The sequence below is a fragment of the Methylophilus sp. 'Pure River' genome (genome assembly GCF_046765995.1).
Lineage (GTDB): Bacteria > Pseudomonadota > Gammaproteobacteria > Burkholderiales > Methylophilaceae > Methylophilus.
Map to the genome: position 1 here is coordinate 114,246 of NZ_JBKOUE010000009.1, position 19,652 is coordinate 133,897.

Annotated in this window: 17 protein-coding genes; 9 read left to right on the plus strand and 8 right to left on the minus strand. The window is 52.4% G+C overall.

From position 1 onward, the window contains the following. Position 1: 1 nt before the first annotated feature. Genes ACIDE9_RS11865 through ACIDE9_RS11875 form a run of 3 tightly spaced genes read right to left on the minus strand, consistent with a single transcriptional unit; the run spans position 2 to position 2,758 of the window. Complete coding sequence (locus ACIDE9_RS11865; RefSeq protein WP_411994967.1) at positions 2–697, minus strand: TenA family transcriptional regulator; 696 nt, start codon at positions 695–697, stop codon at positions 2–4. After that, the gene (locus ACIDE9_RS11870; RefSeq protein ID WP_411994968.1) at positions 698–2,188 is read right to left on the minus strand and encodes an AMP-binding protein; all 1,491 of its coding nucleotides are present in this window, start codon (positions 2,186–2,188) and stop codon (positions 698–700) included. It lies immediately after the preceding gene. A 15-nt stretch (positions 2,189–2,203) separates the two neighbouring features. Beyond that, positions 2,204–2,758, minus strand: a complete 555-nt coding sequence (locus tag ACIDE9_RS11875; RefSeq protein WP_411994969.1) for a thermostable hemolysin — start codon at positions 2,756–2,758, stop codon at positions 2,204–2,206. A 434-nt stretch (positions 2,759–3,192) separates the two neighbouring features. Here ACIDE9_RS11875 and cptA point away from each other — a divergent pair, with 434 nt between their 5' ends. The 3 genes from cptA to ACIDE9_RS11890 are packed head-to-tail and all read left to right on the plus strand — an operon-like array spanning position 3,193 to position 7,222. Beyond that, entirely contained in the window at positions 3,193–4,896 is a 1,704-nt protein-coding gene (gene cptA, locus ACIDE9_RS11880; protein ID WP_411994970.1) for a phosphoethanolamine transferase CptA, read from the plus strand. Further along, the gene (locus tag ACIDE9_RS11885) at positions 4,866–5,558 is read left to right on the plus strand and encodes a phosphatase PAP2 family protein (protein WP_411994971.1); all 693 of its coding nucleotides are present in this window, start codon (positions 4,866–4,868) and stop codon (positions 5,556–5,558) included. The genes cptA and ACIDE9_RS11885 overlap by 31 nt, the downstream gene beginning before the upstream one ends. After that, the gene (locus ACIDE9_RS11890) at positions 5,558–7,222 is read left to right on the plus strand and encodes a phosphoethanolamine transferase (protein ID WP_411994972.1); all 1,665 of its coding nucleotides are present in this window, start codon (positions 5,558–5,560) and stop codon (positions 7,220–7,222) included. The genes ACIDE9_RS11885 and ACIDE9_RS11890 overlap by 1 nt, the downstream gene beginning before the upstream one ends. 8 nt (positions 7,223–7,230) lie before the next feature. Here the strand turns inward: ACIDE9_RS11890 and ACIDE9_RS11895 are convergent, their stop codons facing one another. Both ACIDE9_RS11895 and ACIDE9_RS11900 read right to left on the minus strand, forming a co-directional pair. Beyond that, the gene (locus ACIDE9_RS11895; RefSeq protein ID WP_411994973.1) at positions 7,231–7,746 is read right to left on the minus strand and encodes a hypothetical protein; all 516 of its coding nucleotides are present in this window, start codon (positions 7,744–7,746) and stop codon (positions 7,231–7,233) included. After that, positions 7,746–8,720: a hypothetical protein gene (locus ACIDE9_RS11900; protein ID WP_411994974.1), complete on the minus strand. Its 975-nt coding sequence runs from the start codon at positions 8,718–8,720 to the stop codon at positions 7,746–7,748. The genes ACIDE9_RS11895 and ACIDE9_RS11900 overlap by 1 nt, the downstream gene beginning before the upstream one ends. 72 nt (positions 8,721–8,792) lie before the next feature. On the opposite strand from ACIDE9_RS11900, the gene ACIDE9_RS11905 reads away from it, so the two are divergent. Both ACIDE9_RS11905 and ACIDE9_RS11910 read left to right on the plus strand, forming a co-directional pair. After that, positions 8,793–10,517, plus strand: a complete 1,725-nt coding sequence (locus tag ACIDE9_RS11905; protein ID WP_411994975.1) for a sensor histidine kinase — start codon at positions 8,793–8,795, stop codon at positions 10,515–10,517. Between the two features lie 2 nt (positions 10,518–10,519). Further along, positions 10,520–11,878 carry a sigma-54-dependent transcriptional regulator gene (locus ACIDE9_RS11910; protein WP_411994976.1) on the plus strand — a complete coding sequence of 453 codons (1,359 nt, stop codon included), beginning with the start codon at positions 10,520–10,522 and terminating at the stop codon, positions 11,876–11,878. Here ACIDE9_RS11910 and ACIDE9_RS11915 read toward each other — a convergent pair. Further along, on the minus strand, positions 11,875–12,672 hold the full coding sequence (locus ACIDE9_RS11915) for a DODA-type extradiol aromatic ring-opening family dioxygenase (RefSeq protein ID WP_411994977.1): 798 nt from the start codon (positions 12,670–12,672) through the stop codon (positions 11,875–11,877). The genes ACIDE9_RS11910 and ACIDE9_RS11915 overlap by 4 nt on opposite strands. Before the next feature lie 20 nt (positions 12,673–12,692). Then, positions 12,693–13,082: a DoxX family protein gene (locus ACIDE9_RS11920; RefSeq protein WP_411994978.1), complete on the minus strand. Its 390-nt coding sequence runs from the start codon at positions 13,080–13,082 to the stop codon at positions 12,693–12,695. A 173-nt stretch (positions 13,083–13,255) separates the two neighbouring features. Here ACIDE9_RS11920 and ACIDE9_RS11925 point away from each other — a divergent pair, with 173 nt between their 5' ends. Further along, a complete protein-coding gene (locus tag ACIDE9_RS11925) occupies positions 13,256–14,137 on the plus strand; it encodes a LysR family transcriptional regulator (RefSeq protein ID WP_411994979.1) in 882 nt (293 codons plus the stop codon). 8 nt (positions 14,138–14,145) lie between these two features. Here ACIDE9_RS11925 and ACIDE9_RS11930 read toward each other — a convergent pair whose 3' ends face one another. After that, positions 14,146–14,550 carry a DoxX family protein gene (locus tag ACIDE9_RS11930; protein ID WP_411994980.1) on the minus strand — a complete coding sequence of 135 codons (405 nt, stop codon included), beginning with the start codon at positions 14,548–14,550 and terminating at the stop codon, positions 14,146–14,148. A 214-nt stretch (positions 14,551–14,764) separates the two neighbouring features. Here ACIDE9_RS11930 and ACIDE9_RS11935 point away from each other — a divergent pair, with 214 nt between their 5' ends. The 3 genes from ACIDE9_RS11935 to ACIDE9_RS11945 are packed head-to-tail and all read left to right on the plus strand — an operon-like array spanning position 14,765 to position 19,618. Further along, positions 14,765–15,403, plus strand: a complete 639-nt coding sequence (locus tag ACIDE9_RS11935) for a TetR/AcrR family transcriptional regulator (protein WP_411994981.1) — start codon at positions 14,765–14,767, stop codon at positions 15,401–15,403. Further along, entirely contained in the window at positions 15,396–16,481 is a 1,086-nt protein-coding gene (locus tag ACIDE9_RS11940) for an efflux RND transporter periplasmic adaptor subunit (RefSeq protein WP_411994982.1), read from the plus strand. Before ACIDE9_RS11935 ends, ACIDE9_RS11940 begins: the two co-directional genes overlap by 8 nt. After that, entirely contained in the window at positions 16,481–19,618 is a 3,138-nt protein-coding gene (locus tag ACIDE9_RS11945) for an efflux RND transporter permease subunit (protein WP_411994983.1), read from the plus strand. The genes ACIDE9_RS11940 and ACIDE9_RS11945 overlap by 1 nt, the downstream gene beginning before the upstream one ends. Positions 19,619–19,652 lie beyond the last annotated feature (34 nt).

Genomic DNA, 19,652 nt, shown 5'->3' on the forward strand with positions numbered 1-19,652 from the left:
CCTAAGCGGCTGCAACCAGCGGTTGGCTAGCCGCTTGTGCCGCCACATGTTTGAAAATATCGCCATACAGACGGTAAAAGCGCTTGGCGGCATGAATAATGATTTGCTGATCTTCTGGCTTGGTCACTTGATTCATCAAGCTCTCATAAAAGGTCACGTGGCTGAGATCCAGCGAGCCGTGTGAAAACAGGTAGCTGAAGGCTTTTTTAGGCAATTTGAGCGCCTGCATGATTTTTTCACCCGCCTGGGTAGCCACCGCCGTGCTGGTGCCTTCCAGCACCAAGACCATGCCAAAGAAACCTAAGGGATTGACGCGATTAATCATGTCAAAAGCATAGGCCACCATCACTTCGGTTTCATGGCAGGCCGCATCAGCCGCCGTCGTGCTATGGCGCACGGATTCTTTATCACCACCGCAGGCGGCAATATCATTGAGCACCCATTCCTGATGGCCCATTTCTTCTTCGATATACTCACCAATCGCCGTACGCAGCCATTCGTATTCACCACTGAGTCGGCCACCGCATGCCATGAGTAATGGCGTCGTATGCTTAACGTGGTGATACGCCTGGGTAAGGAATGCCCGATATGTCTCCAGAGTGATATTGCCTTGTGCGCCTTGCACAATCAGCGGCAAGCTCATCAATGTCTGACGCTCCTGCTCGGTCGCGTTTAATAATTGCTGATAAAAAGTCATTTATATTCCTTCGTAGATCGCATTGATTTCAGCAACATAAGCAGCTGCAATCACATCGCGTTTTAAACGGCCATTGGCCGTGAGTTGTCCGTTATGCGGGCTGAATGGCTGCCTGGCAAACACCACATCGCCCACCTGCGCGTAGTCCGGCAGCTGTTGATTCACCTGCGCAATGGCCTGCGCCACCTGCTCAGCGCTGTATTGCGGCTGTGGTACCACAATTGCCACATTAAACGGCCTCGCTTCTCCAAACACACACACCTGCAGCAATGCTGGCTGGTGCATCAATGTACTCTCCACCCACTCAGGCGATACATTGCGCCCAAACGAGGTAATAAACATATTTTTCTTGCGGCCCGACAGATAAACGTACCCATCTTCATCCTGATAAGCCAGGTCACCCGTGGCCAGATAGCCCTCTTCGTCCAGCACCGGCGCGACAATACCGCCTTCGGGTTGGGTGTAGCCGTGATACAAAGCGCCCTTTACCCAAAGCTCACCGGTCATATCCACGCGTAATTGCACATGGGGCAAGGGCTTGCCTATGCTGCCCGGCTTGTGTGACTGTGGTGTATTGAGGGCCACAACAGACGCACACTCTGACAATCCATAGCCTTCAAACACAGGTAATCCTAGCGCATGGGCCTGCAGGATCAACTCTGGCACCACCTTGGCGCCACCGACGGCCACAAAGCGCAACTGCGTCAGCGCGGCCTGTCCGGCTTGCACATACATCACCAGCGCACGTAGCAATTCAGGAATCAGAATCGCAGTGCTCGCACGGCTGCCTTGCAAGCCCTGATACAAGCGGCTGATATCAAACTGGCTACCAGTAAAACCCACCGCCTGACATGGATACACAACCACCGTCGCCCCTGAAATCAGGCTGGCATAAACACCCGCCACGTTTTCCAGTAACGTGGCCAGCGGCAACACGCAAAAATGGCGATCAGCGGCGCCTGGCTGTATCAGGGTGGCAATAGAGTTCGCGACCTGCCACATGGTGTGCGCTGACAAACACACGCCTTTGGGCGCGCCCGTCGTGCCAGAGGTATAGGTAATTTTATCGGCTGCCGCCACGCGATCATGGGTATGAACACGCAAGACTGCCACGGCTTGACCCGCCACTATCCACTCAGCAAGCAGCGTACTGTCTGGGTAAAGCTGTTGCCAGGCCGCGGGCATCTCTGTTAATACCAGGCTGACACCGGCGTCCGCAATCGCATGCTGTTTTTGCGCCGCAGTAAAAAATGCCGGGACTGGCACGTTGCTCCAACCCGCCGCCACGACTGCCAGGTCCAGCACAATCCATGCTGGGCTATTATCCAGCGCCAATGCCACACTGGCCTGATTTGTCAGCGCCTTCAAAGCGCCAGACACCCGTGCAATTTCAGCCGCCAACTCACTATAAGTCAGTTGTGTAGATTGTCCCTCGAGGGCGACACGTGTTGGTGCTTGTATTGCCTGCGCCTGAATCTGTTGTAATAGCATGATGGTGATTGGCAGTTATAAAGGATCAGCCACACCGCGAATCGCCACAATCTGCGGCGTATGCTTGTAATAACCGCCCCATTTTGCACGCTCCTCAGCACTTAATCGCTCAGGGTGGGCCATGGCCAGCGGAAACAGATCGACACCGCCTTTAATCAGGCCATTTTGCAGGCTGTGATGCGCGGTCGCCACGCCCCACGGCAAGTTCATGCTCAAACTGTGTTGTATCACATGCGCAATCAGCACACCGGCATTCCGTGGATTTGCCACCGCCAGATTGCCTATACAGGTAATTTCTTCACGGCCTATCTTTCTATCGAGTTGGCGCGACATCAATTGCTCAATCGGTTCATCCAGGTATTGCTCAAGAAACAATGTCTCTTGCGCCGCATTACGCAAGCCAAACGCGGCCATCAAAATGCCGCTGGCATCCCGCAACGCGACTAATTGCGGCATAAAGTGATTCACCTCTGCGCCATAAACCTGCTTGAACACCGCGGCAATAAACGCCTCCACCTCCTGGCGGCATGGCGCGCCTCGCTCAACCAAATGACCCGTAATCTCATTCACTTGATACCTTTTCGCCTGGGCAAAGTTTCTCAATTCATAAGCAGATGACGCATGATAGAACGATGTATTTGACTCTGAATGCAGCATGTCATTTCTCTCGCTGACAACAATATTACTCAGCTAATTGCAAACAGCATGCCAAATACATTTCACATTAAAATCATATGCTTACATAAAAAGTCACAGTGCGCCCCTGCATTTTTTGCAGAGACTTTACGCTATCAACATGATGAAGCCTGCATTTTTTGCATAATGTGTTAGCGGAGAAGCGCTTCACAATGCCCGCCCAACCCATCACAAAAATAATTTCACCATTACATTCAGATAGTTAGTCATCACCATTCTCGCTCACTATAGAAACGGCATATGAATTGCATTGGTCCGTCCATATTTTCAAAACGTAGCCGTTTTATAAACTAAGAGTCCAGAAAGTTATGTACCAATTTTTAAAAGCCTACGGCCTGTTCCTCATATTGAGCGGCCTCACGCCGTTGCTACTGTGGATATCCGGAGCCGTGACCGGCGAGGGGTTTAAAGATGCGGCGCTGATCACCACCTTGTGGCTGATCCCTTTATGGTGGAACCCGACGCGAATGCGCTCACTCAGCGCGTTTATTGGCATCGGCATTGCCTGCCTGGCCTTACCTGGGCTGGCCTACTTTCTAGTTTATCGCCAAGAACTAACACAAAGCTTGATGATGATTTTGTTTGAGTCTAACCAGACAGAATCACAGGAGTACCTCAAGAACTACTTTGTGTGGTGGTTTGCTGCTGTTTTTCTGTTGTATCTGTTGGTGCCTTACCAAATCTGGCGCACCTTGCAACCAGCCCAGCTTAGTCGCACCAAGGCACTGAGCTATTCAATCATTGCCATCATGCTGGCAATGACGTCCCCGGTAAAGCACGCGCTCCATGGGCATTGGCATCTCGCCTCGAAAAGCATAGACAGGCACCTTGGTGCAACCGCGCCATTTCAGCTGATATTAGGTTACGTCAACTATCAAAAGCAACTGGCTGAAGTTGAGAATATTCTCCTGAGCATGCGTAAGATACCGCCCTTAAAAAACCTTAGCGAACAGGCCAAACCAGAGCAGACCACCTTGGTACTGGTCATAGGCGAATCGACCTCTCGCTTGCATATGAGCCTTTATGGCTATCCGAGAAATACCAATCCCGAGCTTAGCAAAATCAAAGATGAGCTGACGTTGTTTGACAACGTTTATTCACCTCGGCCGAACACCATTGAAAGTTTGCAGCAGGTGCTGACATTCGCAGATCAGTTACATCCTGAAGACTATAAAAATAAACCGTCATTGATTGCCATGATGAAGCAGGCGGGTTATTTCACGATCTGGATCACCAACCAGCAAAGTTTAACCGGTCGCAACACCATGTTGACAACCTTCGCCAAGCAGGCAGATCGGCAATATTTCCTCAATAATGAACGCCAGCAAAATGCGTTCAGCTTTGATGAAAAGGTGCTCACCCCATTTGCCAAAAGCCTGGAGGATCCGCATCAGAAGAAATTGATCGTGGTGCATCTGCTAGGTACGCATATGAAGTATGACCATCGCTACCCAAAAACCTTTGCAATATTCAAGTCTAACCAGGGCCTGCCTAACCCTCATATGGATGACAAGCAGGTGGATCAGATTAACAGTTATGACAATGCAATCCGCTACAACGACTGGATATTGTCGCAGTTAATTTCGACCCTGAAAGCCAAGCGTCAGCATAGCCTGCTAGTCTACTTCTCGGATCACGGGGAAGATGTGTATGACAGTGCGCCCTACAATTTTCAAGGTAGAAATGAGGCCACGCCTACACTGCCCATGTACAGCATTCCCTTCATGGTCTGGCACTCCACCGACTGGTTTAACCGCAATACGGTATTTGCCGAAATACAAGGCCATCGCCAGTATGACAACGCAGATTTTATTTACACGTTTGCCGACATGGTTGGCCTTTCATTCGATGGTTTCAAGGCCGATGAAAGCCTGGTCAATACGGCCTTCTTGCAAGACAACATTCTGGTCGGTGATCCATTTATTGGCAAATTGAAACCTTTGCCAGGCACACAACAATTTAACGCAAACAAGTTAGCTTTATGGAACCCTGGATCTCTGGCAGAACATTAATCAGGCTGTGGTGGCTATGGTTATGTGCAGCAGTCATCATTGTGTGGCTGGCAAATGGCACATCACTGGATATCCGGCTTGCGGACAGCGCCTTCGATGTCAATCAGCATGCATTTACACTCAAACACAATGTCTTGCTGGAAACGGTCATGCATACCTATGCAAAAACCATACTCACTATCCTTTGGGTATTGCTATTGCTGATTGCTGTTGTGCCATCTGAAAAATTACCTGTGCATTTTTCAGCATCCACGATATACGCGTTGCGCTGGATCACCGTGCTCGCCTTAGTGAATGCCGTCGTGATTTCGTGCCTCAAGCACCAAATGCCGCATGCATGCCCATGGGACATCGCACGCTACGGTGGTGCCTCCACTTGGGTACCAACATTCAGTAGCCACCCTGCCACGCAGGCAGGCCATTGCTTTCCGGCCGGGCATGCCACCAGTGGCGTATGGTTATCAGCCCTCTGCTTGCTGTGGTTGCCACAGGCCCCACGCAAGGCATTATTGGTCGCCATTGCCGGACTTGCGGTCGGCTTCGCGCTGGGCTGGGCGCAGCAAATCCGCGGCGCCCACTTTTTATCGCACACCCTGACCTCGCTGTGGCTTATGTGCGGCTGGTTATTAATGGTATTCACTTTCTCTAAGAGTCGTATTTAATGAAGATTTTCGCAATGCTCACCCGCATGCTACGCGCAATGTTCACTCCGCAAATCTGCCTGATTTGGGGGGTCAGTCTCTGGCTGATGCTCACCAGCAACCATGCCTTATTTGAACATCTGTTCAACATTTACCCATGGAACGCGCATAACGCAGGGTTTATCGTCAGCATTAGCCTGTTTTTTACTTTTAGCATTACGCTATGGCTGATGCTGTTAAGTCACGGAAAATCGGCACGATGGGTGTTAACTGCCATCCTGGTTTCTGCGGCATGGGCGGCCTTCTATATGGATGAGTTTGGCGTGATTATTGACCATATCATGCTGGACAACGCGGCCAAGACTGACACGCGCGAAGTGATGGGGCTGCTGTCATGGGGCTTCGTGATCAAAATGGTGTTGCTGGGTGTGATGCCTGCATTAATTTTAATCAAAAAAACACCGGACCGCTTTTTTCAGCGTGATGCCATCAGCGTCAGACTGAAACAAATTGGCCTACTCATGCTGAGCATGCTACTGGTGATCATGCCATTTTCTGCAGATTACGCGACCTTTATTCGCGAGCATAAAATGGTGCGTATGTATGCAAATCCAACCTTTTTTCACTATTCGCTGATTAAATGGACGTCTCAAAAACTATTCACGCATCACATCACCGGCTTACAAAAAACAGCATTAGATGTGCGCAATGTTGAAAAAGAGCAGCATCATGAACTGATTATTATGGTGGTTGGCGAAACCGCACGTTTTGATCGCTTTTCATTGAATGGTTATCCCCGCCTCACCAATCCAAGATTGGCGAAAGAAAATGTGGTGAGTTTCAAACAAGTAACATCTTGTGGCACATCGACCGGCGTGTCTGTCCCATGCATGTTTTCAATGCTGAGCAGAAAGCATTACGATGAAGAAAAAGCCCTACATATGGAGAACGCACTGGATGTACTCAACCGCGAAGGCGTCAAAGTGTTGTGGCGAGATAACAACTCTGATTCCAAGGGGGTCGCCTTACGTGTCCCTTATGAGGATTTTAAATCCCCGGCGCACAATCCGGTGTGTGACGACAATGAATGCCGCGATATTGGCATGCTGAGCGGATTGGACAAGTTTGTTGAAAAAAACAAAGACCATGACATCCTGATCGTCTTGCACCAGATGGGCAATCATGGCCCGGAATACTATCGTCGCTATCCGGACGAATTCAAAAAATTCACGCCGATTTGCAAAACCGGCCGCTTGTCAGAATGCTCGCAACAGGAAATTGACAACGCCTATGACAACGCTATTTTGTATACCGACTACTTCTTGTCAGAGGTGATTCAGTTCCTGAAAAAGTATGACAACCACCGCGAAACCGCGATGCTGTATGTCTCTGACCATGGTGAGTCACTCGGTGAGCATGGCATATACTTACATGCAGCACCATATATGATCGCCCCACAAGAGCAGACACACGTGCCAGCAATTGTGTGGGTAGGTCAACACTTTGACTATCAACTGCCGCAAATTTCCCAGTACGCGAATTATCCGCTTAGCCATGACGATGTGTTTTGCACGCTGCTGACAGCCTATGAATTAAAGTCTGAAGTCTGCCATGCCGAATTCGGCTGGTTGGCACAAAATAGAGAACTACAAGAAGAGCAGAGAAAACACTTACTCCCAAGGTAAGTAGGTACTCACTGATTGCCACTGTCGCAACGCAGGGTTGGCATTTCTGCGGTCAGTTTGCTTGGCATGAGCCAGAACAATGGCTTGATGCGTTCATCCACATGGCACGCATCAATATAGCCGATGGCGCCATCGGTTTCAGCGACGTAGCGGATCATGGCTTCTTCTGACTGCACGGTGTAAGGGGGCTGTACACCGTGGAAATACAAGCCGTTCCAATAGCTCACCTGCGACCTCGGCGTGCTGTGCAATACTTGCTGTGAAAACTTTAAGCGCAGCGGGTGCTCACTATGCAAATTCACTGGGTGCAAGGCCTGTCCATGTGAGGCATAGAGTTTCTTCCGCCAAAAAATCAACCCCAGTTCATCGGCATGGATATCAGGCGCCAACCCAGCTTGCGCAGGCACAATCACCGCAATAATGCGATTATCCTCAACTGCCACCACTGGCTTCGCCAGTAACAGACCGATTGCACAGGCAGCATACAGCCAGCGACGCATAGTAAATGTCGTACTGCGCTGCATTAAAACATCACCGCAAAAGAGGTGACAAAACCACGCGGCACATCTTCGTATTCGCCACTACCGCCAATAAACTCAAACTTCAGCAACTGGTTTGGCTTCACCCGCTTGGTCATCCCCAGCACCCAACGGTCTGCATTCTTGCTATCCACTTCATGCAGTGTTTCCAGCCGTGTGATCCAGTACCATTCACTCCCTAGCGAATAGGCACTTTGCAAGTAGGCGCCACTGCCGCCATCATCACCGCCCGTGGTTTTGCGCTCATACACCTCACCGCTGAACTCCCAGCGATTGAACTCCAGCAAAAAGTCGAGGCCATATAAGTGGTAGGTTGGTGAGCCATGAATATCTTTTTGGTAGCTCATCACATTCAGCCCCAGCGTATTCAACCCGGCATTGCTACCGCTTAAGCCAAGAATATTATTGAATGCCAGTCGCGCGCCTCTCACCTCACGATGCAATATTTCATCCCCATCCTGGCGCTGGTCTTTCAGTGCTTCAGCATATACCTGATACTCCATATCCATATGGCTGATCGGCAAACTGCCAAACAGCATGGCGCCATTAATACTCGATGGAAATAGACGGGTAGTGACCAATGGCCGACTGGCGGTCCACACCAGTGGTGGCGCATGCAATTGATTCCAGCGTCCGGCCGGGGTCAGAAAGCGGCCCAGGCGAACATTGGCTTTTTCATTGAGGTTATAGTCAAAGTAAAATCGCTCCAGGTCGACATAGCTTTGCTTGGTATTAACGCCCTCATGGTGGTCATAAACAACCGGATTTTCAAGTTCCAGCTCACTGAAAAACTTGACGCGGGTACCTTGGTCCCAGGTCACGATCATACTCACTTCATTCAGCTTGAGTTGTGCGGCTTCAGTCCGCGGCAAACGTGCATCGATGCTGGTGTAACCACCGACGTGAAAACCACGCCAGAAGGAGTTATCCTCTTCAGCCACAACTGACTTGCATAGCATACACAGGCTGATTACACTGAGCGTGACCCTGAGCAGACGGCTTAATATAGCTGATCTATACATGGCTAATTGATGACATGGCTAATGGATGACCGTTTCGGCAAAAAACATTTAACCCGTATTTTCTCACATCTCATGCGCTTTCATTCACCCCTCACTATCCGCAAAATGCTTTTAATTGCATTTTTGCTGGCTGGCCTGTTGCCCGCGCTTTTAGTGAGCCTGCTGAGCTTTTACCAAGCCAGGCAGGCATTGCGGATTGAAATTCAGCACGACCTGCAAACCACGGGTAACGCGGTGGCAGAGCACGTTGACCGTGTCATGAACGAACGCGTACAGAATGTGCGTAGCTGGAGCCAGCTCGCCATCATGCAGGACATGTTGATTGGCGACATTGATAAACGGCTATCCATCTTTTTGGCCGAGACCCGGCGTAGTTACGCAGAGCAATATGTCAACCTGGATGTCGCAGATTTACAGGCACACATTGTCGCTTCCAGCCGACCCGCCAACATAGGTCAGGTGTTACATACGCCGCCGGTCTGGATGACGTTTCGTGACAATCGCCAAACCATTACCATCTATCATCTCAGCAATCACCAGCTCATGATTTCGGCGCCGATCTTTTCGCAAAATACACTGCAACCCATGGGTCAATTGATCGCCACCTTTAACTGGCAAGTGATTGAAAACTTGCTAAACCATGCCGCGCGACACAGCACAGCGCTGGCGCTGCTGGACAATAAACAACACATGCTCGCACAATCCAGCCTGTGGTCAGACCAGAAACACAGCCTGCATGCCAAAGCGGCGATAACCAGCCGCTTGCCACTCCATGGCTGGCAGATACACCTGAATAAAGACCACGATGTAGCCGTTGCGCCCGTACACCGCCTAGGCATGATTTTTATTGCCTTGCTCAGCGCCATCCTGGTGTTCTCGTTATTACTGGTGCGCCCCCTCGCCCAAAACATCAGCCGCCCGCTCGAAGCGCTCACGCGCTATGTGCAACGCTTTCGCCAGCCAGGTGTGACTGCGCCCGCATCCAGCGGTCCGGCCGAAGTACAATCACTGCATCAGGCGTTCACCCAAATGGCCACCGACCTGGCTGAATCAGAACAGCAACTGACCCGTGCTGCCAAATTAGCCGTGGTGGGAGAAATGGCTGCCGCCATGAGCCACGAGGTGAGGACACCGCTGGGCATTATGCGCTCCTCGGCCGATGTCTTACTCAGGGAGCCGCAGCTCAGTGAAGACGGCCGTGAAGTACTCGGGTTTATTATTTCTGAAACCGAACGCCTGAATAAACTGGTCAGTGCGCTGATTGACGCTGCCCGCCCGCGGCTGCCGAATAAAATCCCGCTGGACCTGCAAGCGCACTTGCAGCATGTCGTCGCCATGCTGCAAAAACCGGCGCAGGCAAAGCAAATTACCCTCACACTACAAGCCACTCAGCCGGTCATCATTGAGGCAGACCAGGACCAGATGACACAAGTGCTGGTCAACTTACTTATGAATGCGATTCAGATTTTGCCGGAGGACGGGCACATTCAGCTGCAACTATCAGCGGACGCAGAGTGTGCCCATATTACGGTGGCAGATGATGGCCCCGGTGTCCCGCCAGCACAGCAAGACCATTTATTTGAAGCCTTTTTCACCCAGCGTGCTGGCGGGGTTGGCTTGGGGCTAGCCGTCGTCAAGCAAATCATTGAGGCGCACGATGGTACAATCAGCTATAGCACCAGCCCTTGGCAAGGCGCCCAATTTAACTTATCACTTCCATTAACGACCGCATAACCATGTCCACCCCGCAACACACTATTTTGGCTGTCGATGATGAACCGCACATGCGCAGGCTGCTGGAAATCAGCTTGCGCCAGGCGGGCTACCGCGCCTTGTCTGCGGGTAATGGCCGCGAAGCGCTAGAACTGATACAGCAGCAGCAAATTGACCTGGTGGTGAGTGATCTGCACATGCCAGGCATGAATGGCTTGCAATTGCTGGAAGCCATACGCAAACAATATGAGCGACTGCCATTTATCATGGTGACGGCGCAAGGCGAAATTAAAACCGCTGTCGAAGCCATGAAACTGGGTGCCAGCGATTATATTCTGCGCCCGTTTGAACTTGAGACCCTGGAAATTGCCATTCAGAAAGCCCTGGCCGTAAACCGTATCCAACTGGAAAATGCTTTTTTCAAGGAATCCAGCCAGCCAGCGGTGACAGGACTCATAGGCAACAGCGCACCCATGCAATCACTCAAGCAAATGATCCAGCAAGTGGCCCCAGAACGTGCAACGGCGTTTATTGTGGGCGAAACCGGCACCGGCAAAGAGCTGGTGGCAAAAGCACTGCACGATGCCTCGCCACGTAAATCGCAACTCTTCGTGGCCGTCAACTGTGCCGCCATTCCGGTCGATATTCTGGAATCCGAATTATTTGGACACGAAAAAGGCGCCTTTACCGGCGCGGTGAAAGAGCGTGTCGGCAAGTTTGAACTGGCCAATGGTGGCACGCTGTTTCTGGATGAAATCACCGAAATGCCTATCCAGTTACAATCAAAACTGCTGCGCGTGCTACAGGAAAACGTGGTGGAAAAGCTGGGCGGCAACCGGCAGATTGCGCTGGATGTGCGCGTGGTGGCAGCCACTAACCGTGATCCGCTGCAAGCGGTGAAAGAAGGCAAGTTGCGTGAGGATGTGTATTACCGCCTGAACGTGATCCAACTGCAAGTGCCACCATTGCGGGAGCGCGGCGAAGATGTCGGTTTGCTGGCAGACTATTTTCTGCATAAACGCCAGGGCAAGCTGAGTGAAAGCGCCCGCGCATGCTTGCAGCAATATCGCTGGCCAGGCAATGTGCGCGAACTGGAGAACATTCTGGAACGCGCCGCCATTCTGGCCGGGGGCCAGACCATACAACCGCAACATCTGCCCGCCGATATTGCACAATCACTTGCACCAGCCAGCAGCGAACCCAGCACGGCAAACAATGAAGGCAGCGACCTGTCTATCCCGCGCGCAACCGAGACCATAGAGCGCCGCCTGATTTTGCAAGCGCTGGATGCCTGCCAAGGTAACAAAACCAAGGCAGCCAAACTGCTTGAAATTAGTGAGCGCTCACTGTGGAACAAACTCAACCAATACGGTTTGCGTTAATGACCCATTGACTGCGTCCCTCGTGATTCAGCCCAGAGGTAAGCATCCATCGCTAAAATGCCGTAGGTGTTTTCTGGCGTAAACCGTTTTGCAACTCCTATTGCACTGCCCGCTGCCACAAACAAAGGCATTAAATGATCCTCACTCGGATGCGCACCCACGCCCTGTGGGCACTCGGCTCGGTAATTGAGCATGCTTGGCCATTGCTGCTGCGCGATGCGTTCAGCCATCCAGTCGGCAAACGGTGCAACGTAGGGCAAAGGCGCCGCCTCCCTGTCACCGGTAAAAAAATCCGATAAATTATGTGTGATGGCGCCAGAAGCCAGTATCAACACATTTTGCGCATGCAGCGCTTGTAACACACGCCCCAACGCAAACTGCTGGGCGGGGGTGCTGCGGCTCTGAATCGACAACTGGGTGACCGGTATATCTGCTTCAGGATACATCAGCATCAACGGCACCCAGGCGCCATGATCCAACCCGCGTTGGGGATGCGCTTGCACAGCGATGTCGTGCGATTGCAATAAGGTAGCCACTTGTTGCGCCAGCGCAGCTGCCCCTGGTGCCGGGTATTGCTTTGCATACAAAGCAGGTGGAAACCCGGCAAAATCGTGGATGGTTTCCGGCTGCGTGGCCAGGCTCACGGTGGGTACCCGCGTATCCCAATGCGCAGACACCACCAGAATGGCCTCCGGCCTCGGTAGGTCAGCGGCAATCTCTGCCAGCAACTGGCCGGTTTTACCCGGCTCAATCGCCAGCGTAGGCGCACCATGCGAGACAAACAGCGTCGTCATACCAATTTACTCCGTTTAGATTAGCGGCGACGGTTGTCCACACTGAATGCGCCCGCGCCAAACGCCACCACCATCAGCAAGCCACCAACAATGGTCAGGTTTTTCAGGAACATGATCTGCTGCATCTGATCGGCCAGGTTGTTGTGGAACATAAAGGCAGTTGCAACGGTAAAGATAGCAATCCCGGTAGCGGCCAGACGGGTTTTGTAGCCCACCAGCAAAGCAACACCCAACACCAACTCAACAAACAAGGCAATGGCATAAGCCACTTCAGGCAACGGCGCCCCCACACTCTGGATATAACCGATGGTGCCCGCAGGATTAGCCGCCTTACTCAAGCCGCTGATAATAAAAATCTGTGATAACAAAATACGGCCAGCCACACTGGCTGCGGATTGGATTGCGTTCATGTTGTGCTCCTTTGTGTTGTTTGTGCGATGTGATCATCAGCCGGACATCACACACTTCCCTGAGAAAATAGTGACTGCGTTGGTTTAGCTGATGAATGGCATTGTATTCCTGAAACAAAAAAATGATAATCCCACTAAAATTAGTAAAACTGTCTCATATAGGTTGACAATCTATGGCCTCATTAGAAGAAATGCATTTTTTTGTCGAAGTGGTAAAACACGGCAACTTCACCAGCGCAGCCCATGCACTGGGTATCTCCAAGCAACTGGTCAGCCGCCGCATTATCGCGCTGGAGGCCCGGCTAGGCGTGCGACTATTGCTGCGTACCACACGCAAACTGTCGCCGACAGAAACCGGCAAAGTGTTTTTTCAGCGCGCGCAACAAATCCTGCAAGCCATCCATGATGCTGAATTAGAGATCAGCAACCGTTCGGATGAGTTGCGTGGCCTGCTCAAAGTTTCAGTGCCATTGTCTTACGCCAACCTGCGGCTGGCACCTGCGCTCACGGTTTTTATGCAACAACACCCCTTGGTGGATGTGTGGCTAGATGCGGATAACCGCCATGTAGATATGATTAGCGAAGGCTATGACATGGTGATTCGTGTGACCGACCACCCCGAAGAAGGCATGGTGGCTCGCAAACTGGAAGATGCAGCAATGCGCTATTGTTGCAGCCCGGATTATATTGCCCGCTACGGCGTGCCCACCTCGCCACAAGCGCTCTCCAAGCATGCCTGCTTAACCCACAGGGCTAGCGAATGGCAATTTACCGAGAATGACCAGATACACCGCATCCCGATTCACGCACACTTAAAATCTAACCACGGCGAGGTCTTGCGCGATGCCGCCGTGGCCGGATTGGGCATTACCGGCCTACCGGCTTTTTATGTGCTGGAAGATTTGCAACGTGGCCGTCTGGTAGAAGTGCTGGCTGAATATCGCATGCAGCAGGCGGGCATTTATGCCATGTATCCTTACCACAAGCAGGTGTCGGCCAATGCACTCGCCTTGATCGAGCACTTGCGGCAATGGTTTCAGCCCTCAGCCGCCTGATGCACACGCTATTCCATTACCGTGACGCGCTTGCCGCGATCTACGCTATAGCCGCCAGGGCCAAAGGCAATGATCACCAAGAGGCCACCTATGATGGTGATATTTTTGAGAAACATGATGACCTGCATCGGGTCGGCCATATTGCTGTGAAACATTAAGGCGGTGACAAAAGTAAACACGGCGATGCCCGCAGCAGCCAACTGCGCCTTAAAGCCGACCAATAAGGCGATGCCAAGGCCTAGCTCAATCACCAGCGCCACCACATAAGCCACCTGCGCCAAAGGCAAGTGGGCACTTTCAATATAGGCAATGGTCCCTGCCGGGTCCATGATTTTGGCGATGCCGCTAATAATAAAAATTAAAGATAACAACACACGCCCCAAAAAACTGACCCAACGCTGCCGTACATTCATACTGATCGCTCCTTGTCGTTATTGAACGCGTGCCTCATCGCCCGGTCAGCGAATCAGGCATCGGTTGATGCATGTCGGTTTAGCGCTAACGCCACCCGAATATTTATCACATTTGTTACTCTGCACCATTCCAAGCAGAAACACCAGCACATTTGACATTTAAAAATAACAATGTTAAGTTAACGACGTTATATTTAATAAATCATTTATTTGCATGCCACCCAAGGTTAAAACCAGCGCTGAAAAACAGGCCGTACGCACTGCCATCATGGATGCGGCGCGCGAGCTGTTTATTCACCAGGGCGTAGAAGCCGTGACCATGCGCGCGGTGGCGCAACGTGTCGGTTATTCGGCCACCAGCCTCTACCTTTACTTTGGCGACAAAGAACAATTACTCAGAGCCGTGGTGGATGCCGATGTGATCAAACTGGCGCAAGCCTTGAAATCCACCTTAAATATCAGCGATCCCTTACAGCGTTTTTTACAATTCGGGCAACATTATGTGCAATTCGCACTCACTAACCCGAACCATTACCGCATGATGTTTATGACCCAGCATCCGCCCTGCGACCCGGCGTTTTCGAGCATTGAGCAAAACAACCCGGAGCAGGATGCCTATTCACAACTGATAGGCGTGGTCACCAGCGCCTGGCATGCAGGCGTGTTCAAACCCACCCTGACTGACCCGGCACTCATCGCACAAACCATCTGGGCAGCCATGCACGGCCTGTGCGCACTGCAAATCAACCTGGCAGACGATGCCTGGATTAACTGGCGCCCGCTCGAAGCCCGCGTGCAGGCGATGGTAGAAATGTGCATGTATGGATTAATGAAAGAAACGCCACATGAATAAGCCGTTCATCATGATCAGCAGCCTATGCCTGGCTTTACTCGCCAGCGGCTGCCACCAGCAAACCGAAGAGGCTGCTGCCCCGCGCCCAGTATGGGTGATGTCAGTCGGTAACAGCCCTGCGCATAGCACCGCCAGTTACACAGGTGAAGTCAAATCGCGCTACGAGTCAAACATCGGCTTTCGCATTGCAGGCAAAATCATTTCCCGCGCCGTGAATGTAGGCGAGTTGGTAAAAAAAGGCCAGTTGATCGCACAGCTAGACCCCAACGACAGCCGTCTCAATGCACAAGCGGCGGATGCCGAAGTACAAACCGCACAGGCCAACCTGGCATTGGCGCAGGCAGAACTGGCGCGTCGCCAGCAGTTATATAGCCAGAAATTTATTTCAAAATCGGCGCTAGACAGTTACGACACTCAGGTAAAAACCGCCCAGGCACGGCTGGCACAAACAAAATCACAAGCCGCCGTCAGCCAGCACCAGACGGGCTATACGCAACTGGTGGCTGACCGCGCGGGCGTCATCGGCATGATACAGGCCGAGCCAGGCCAGGTCGTGGCCGCTGGGCAAACCATCGCCCAGATTTATGACCTGCAAACCCTGGAAATTTTAATCTCGGTGCCAGAAGCACTGATAGATAGCCTGCATACAGGCGACTCCGCACGCGTGAGCCTGAACGATGTCAGCCAAGCCTACCAGGGGCGCATTCGTGAAATCGCACCGGCCGCCAATAGCCAAACCCACGCCTTTGATTTGCGCATCCAGCTACTCAATGCCGACCAGCGCATCAAACTGGGCATGACCGCACAAGTCAGCTTTGAGCCATCGACAACGGCACAAACACTGATAGTGCCAAGCACAGCCGTGACCCGCCACGGCGAACAAGCCAGCGTGTGGGTAATTGACAACACACACCAAGCCCACGCACGCACCGTAACCACAGGCGCTCTCACTGAAAACGGCATCGAGATTACCAGCGGCCTACAGGCAGGTGAGACCATCGCCACCATCGGCATACACACGCTGACCGAAGGCATGCTGGTGCAACCTGTCACGCCCGGCCAAGAGGTATTGCGCTAATGAGCACGCCACACCACAGCGAAGAAGCACAGGCCTCTCCAGGCTTCAACCTGTCGACCTGGGCGCTCAAAAACCAGGCACTGGTGCTGTATTTTATTGTGCTGACATTGCTAGGTGGCATCTTTGCCTACACACATCTGGGCCAGTCCGAAGACCCGCCGTTTACCTTTAAAGTGATGCTGATCCGCAGCAGCTGGCCTGGCGCATCAGCCCAGGAAGTCGAGCAGCAAGTCACGGACAAAATTGAGAAAAAGCTGCAAGAAATCCCGTCTATCGACTATACAAGTAGCTATTCCCGGCCCGGCGAATCAGTGGTGTTTATCGTTATTCGCGACAATACGTTTTCGGAGAAAATTCCGGACTTGTGGTACCAGGTACGCAAGAAAATCGGCGACATCCGCCATACCTTTCCCAGCGACCTGCAAAGCCTGACCTTTAATGACGAATTCAGTGATGTCTACGGCACCATGTATGCCATCACCGCGGACGGCCTGACGCCGCAACAATTAAAAAGACAGGCTGAGTGGGTGCGCGCCCGTTTACTCAAATTGCCCGATGTGGAAAAAGTGGATTTATTTGGCGAGCAACAGCAAAAAATCATCATTGAAATTTCCAACCAAAAACTCACTTCGCTCGGCATCAGCCCGGCGCAATTAGCGCAACTGCTGCAACAGCAAAACGCAGTCACAGGCGCAGGCACCTTCGATACAGGCCCGGAAAGAATCCGGCTGGATGTGAGTGGCCGCTTACAAAGCCTGGAAGACCTGCGAAAATTCCCGATCCGGGCAGGCAACCAGAACCTAACCCTGGGCGATATCGCCACCATCAAGCATGGTTATGCCAATCCGCCCGCACAACGCATCCACTTTAACGGCACCGCTGCTTTACTGATTGGCGTCAGCATGCAACAGGGCGGCGACGTCATCGCCCTGGGCAAAGCCATGCAGCAAACCATCACCAGCGTACAAAAGCAATTGCCTGTCGGCGTGCAATTGCAACTGGTCACCTCGCAGCCAGATATCGTGCAACACTCGGTACATGACTTTGTACGCTCGCTCAGCGAAGCGCTGATTATCGTGCTGACTGTCAGCCTGCTCTCACTGGGATGGCGTACCGGCATTGTGGTCGCAGTGGCGATTCCCATTGTGCTGGCAGGCACTTTCCTGCTCATGGATTGGCTGGACATAGGCTTGCACAAAATCTCGCTGGGCGCGCTGATTCTGGCGCTGGGCCTGCTGGTGGATGACGCGATTATTGCGGTTGAAATGATGGCCGCCAAAATGGAGCAAGGCTGGGACCGCATGCAAGCGGCATCGTTTGCCTACACGTCCACGGCCATGCCCATGCTGACCGGCACACTGGTCACGGTGGCGGGCTTCTTGCCGATTGCCACCGCCGTATCGTCAACGGGCGAATACACGCGTTCTATTTTCCAGGTTTCGGCTATTTCACTGACACTTTCGTGGATCGCCGCGGTGATTGTGATCCCATTTTTAGGCTATCACTTACTCCCTAAAGCCAAGCATGCCACCAGCGAACCAAGTGCTCACCATCCGGCATCACTCTATGAAACAAGGTTCTACCTGCGACTACAAAGCATTGTCACCTGGTGCGTGCAGCACAAGGGCAGCGTTATCCTGGCGACCATCGCCCTGTTTGTAGTGGCCATGTTGAGTTTCGGCAAGGTGCAGCAACAGTTCTTCCCGGACTCCACCCGGCTTGAGGTTGTGGTTGATTTACGCCTGGCCGAAAACGCCAGCGACCAGTCTACTGATGCTGCCGTCAGCCAACTGGAACAATGGCTGCAAAACTGGCAGAAACAGCATGGCGCACTGCAAAACGTGGTGTCTTATGTCGGCTCGGGTGCGCCACGCTACTACCTGCCGCTGGATGTGCAATTGCCACATCGCGCCTTTGCTCAGCTGGTGATTCTGACCAATAACCTGGCACAGCGCGAAGCCCTGCGCAACGACCTGCTGGCACTGTTTGAACACGATTTCCCGCAATTACGCGGCTCTGTGCTGCGCCTGGAAAACGGTCCACCAGTGGGCTTCCCGGTACAGTTCCGGGTGGATGGGCAAAACCTGCCAGCGATTCGTGAGGTTGCACACAAAATTGCCGATGCCATGCGCGCCAACCCTCATTTGCGCAACGTGCAGCTGGGCTGGGAAGAACCTAGCAAAGTGATTCATGTCGATATCGACCAGCACAAAGCCAGGTTGCTAGGTGTGAATTCGACAGACATTGCGCAATTGCTGAATACGCAATACTTCGAGCAAGTGGTCAGCGAATTCAGGGAAGGCAACGAGCGCATAGACCTGGTCATGCGCAGCAGCAATGAACAGCATGCCCAGCTATCACAACTGGCGCAATTAACGGTGTTAAGCCAGCGTGGCGAGCGCGTACCGCTGGCGCAAGTGGCCAATATCCACCACGGTTTTGAAGAGGGCGTGATCTGGCGACGCAACCGTGTGCCCTCGCTCACCGTACGCGCGCATTTACGCGGCAATATGCAGGCGCCGGTGGTGTCTACTCAAATTCAACAAGCGATTGCGCCCATTTTGGAAAAGCTTCCTCCCGGGGTCACGGTTGAAACTGGTGGTGCCATTGAAGAGGCGGCCAAGGGCGCCACATCGGTGGCCAAAGGCGCACCGCTGTTTTTGGCCGTGGTGTTTACCCTGCTCATGTTGCAGTTACGCAGTATTTCCAACGTCATTCTGGTAGTGCTCACTGCGCCGCTAGGCATGATAGGCATTACCTTTGCCCTGCTCATTTTTAACATGCCATTCGGCTTTGTCGCCATGCTGGGCAGCATTGCGCTATCCGGCATGATCATGCGTAACTCGGTGATCCTGGTCGACCAGATCAAGCAGGATATCGCCGAAGGCGCCTCGCTGGAGCAAGCGGTGGTGCAATCCACCGTGCGTCGCTTCCGGCCGATTGTACTCACGGCCGCCGCGGCCATCCTGGCCATGATTCCGCTCACACGCAGCGTATTTTTTGGCCCGATGGCGGTAGCGATTATGGGCGGGCTGGCAGCAGCAACCATCCTGACCATTTTGTTTGTGCCCGCGCTGTATACATTCTGGGCCGGATTCACGGCAAGAACCATGCAATCACGGCGCAATAAACTATAATACGAGCATCAATAATCGACATTGGGATTCAAGA

Bases quoted from the DNA above. Each gene is read 5' to 3' on its own strand.
- ACIDE9_RS11865 (WP_411994967.1), bottom strand. From the start codon at position 697: ATGACTTTTTATCAGCAATTATTAAACGCGACCGAGCAGGAGCGTCAG.
- ACIDE9_RS11870 (WP_411994968.1), bottom strand. From the start codon at position 2,188: ATGCTATTACAACAGATTCAGGCGCAGGCAATACAAGCACCAACACGT.
- cptA (WP_411994970.1), top strand. From the start codon at position 3,193: ATGTACCAATTTTTAAAAGCCTACGGCCTGTTCCTCATATTGAGCGGC.
- ACIDE9_RS11885 (WP_411994971.1), top strand. From the start codon at position 4,866: ATGGAACCCTGGATCTCTGGCAGAACATTAATCAGGCTGTGGTGGCTA.
- ACIDE9_RS11890 (WP_411994972.1), top strand. From the start codon at position 5,558: ATGAAGATTTTCGCAATGCTCACCCGCATGCTACGCGCAATGTTCACT.
- ACIDE9_RS11895 (WP_411994973.1), bottom strand. From the start codon at position 7,746: ATGCAGCGCAGTACGACATTTACTATGCGTCGCTGGCTGTATGCTGCC.
- ACIDE9_RS11900 (WP_411994974.1), bottom strand. From the start codon at position 8,720: ATGCTATGCAAGTCAGTTGTGGCTGAAGAGGATAACTCCTTCTGGCGT.
- ACIDE9_RS11905 (WP_411994975.1), top strand. From the start codon at position 8,793: ATGACATGGCTAATGGATGACCGTTTCGGCAAAAAACATTTAACCCGT.
- ACIDE9_RS11910 (WP_411994976.1), top strand. From the start codon at position 10,520: ATGTCCACCCCGCAACACACTATTTTGGCTGTCGATGATGAACCGCAC.
- ACIDE9_RS11915 (WP_411994977.1), bottom strand. From the start codon at position 12,672: ATGACGACGCTGTTTGTCTCGCATGGTGCGCCTACGCTGGCGATTGAG.
- ACIDE9_RS11920 (WP_411994978.1), bottom strand. From the start codon at position 13,082: ATGAACGCAATCCAATCCGCAGCCAGTGTGGCTGGCCGTATTTTGTTA.
- ACIDE9_RS11925 (WP_411994979.1), top strand. From the start codon at position 13,256: ATGGCCTCATTAGAAGAAATGCATTTTTTTGTCGAAGTGGTAAAACAC.
- ACIDE9_RS11930 (WP_411994980.1), bottom strand. From the start codon at position 14,550: ATGAATGTACGGCAGCGTTGGGTCAGTTTTTTGGGGCGTGTGTTGTTA.
- ACIDE9_RS11935 (WP_411994981.1), top strand. From the start codon at position 14,765: ATGCCACCCAAGGTTAAAACCAGCGCTGAAAAACAGGCCGTACGCACT.
- ACIDE9_RS11940 (WP_411994982.1), top strand. From the start codon at position 15,396: ATGAATAAGCCGTTCATCATGATCAGCAGCCTATGCCTGGCTTTACTC.
- ACIDE9_RS11945 (WP_411994983.1), top strand. From the start codon at position 16,481: ATGAGCACGCCACACCACAGCGAAGAAGCACAGGCCTCTCCAGGCTTC.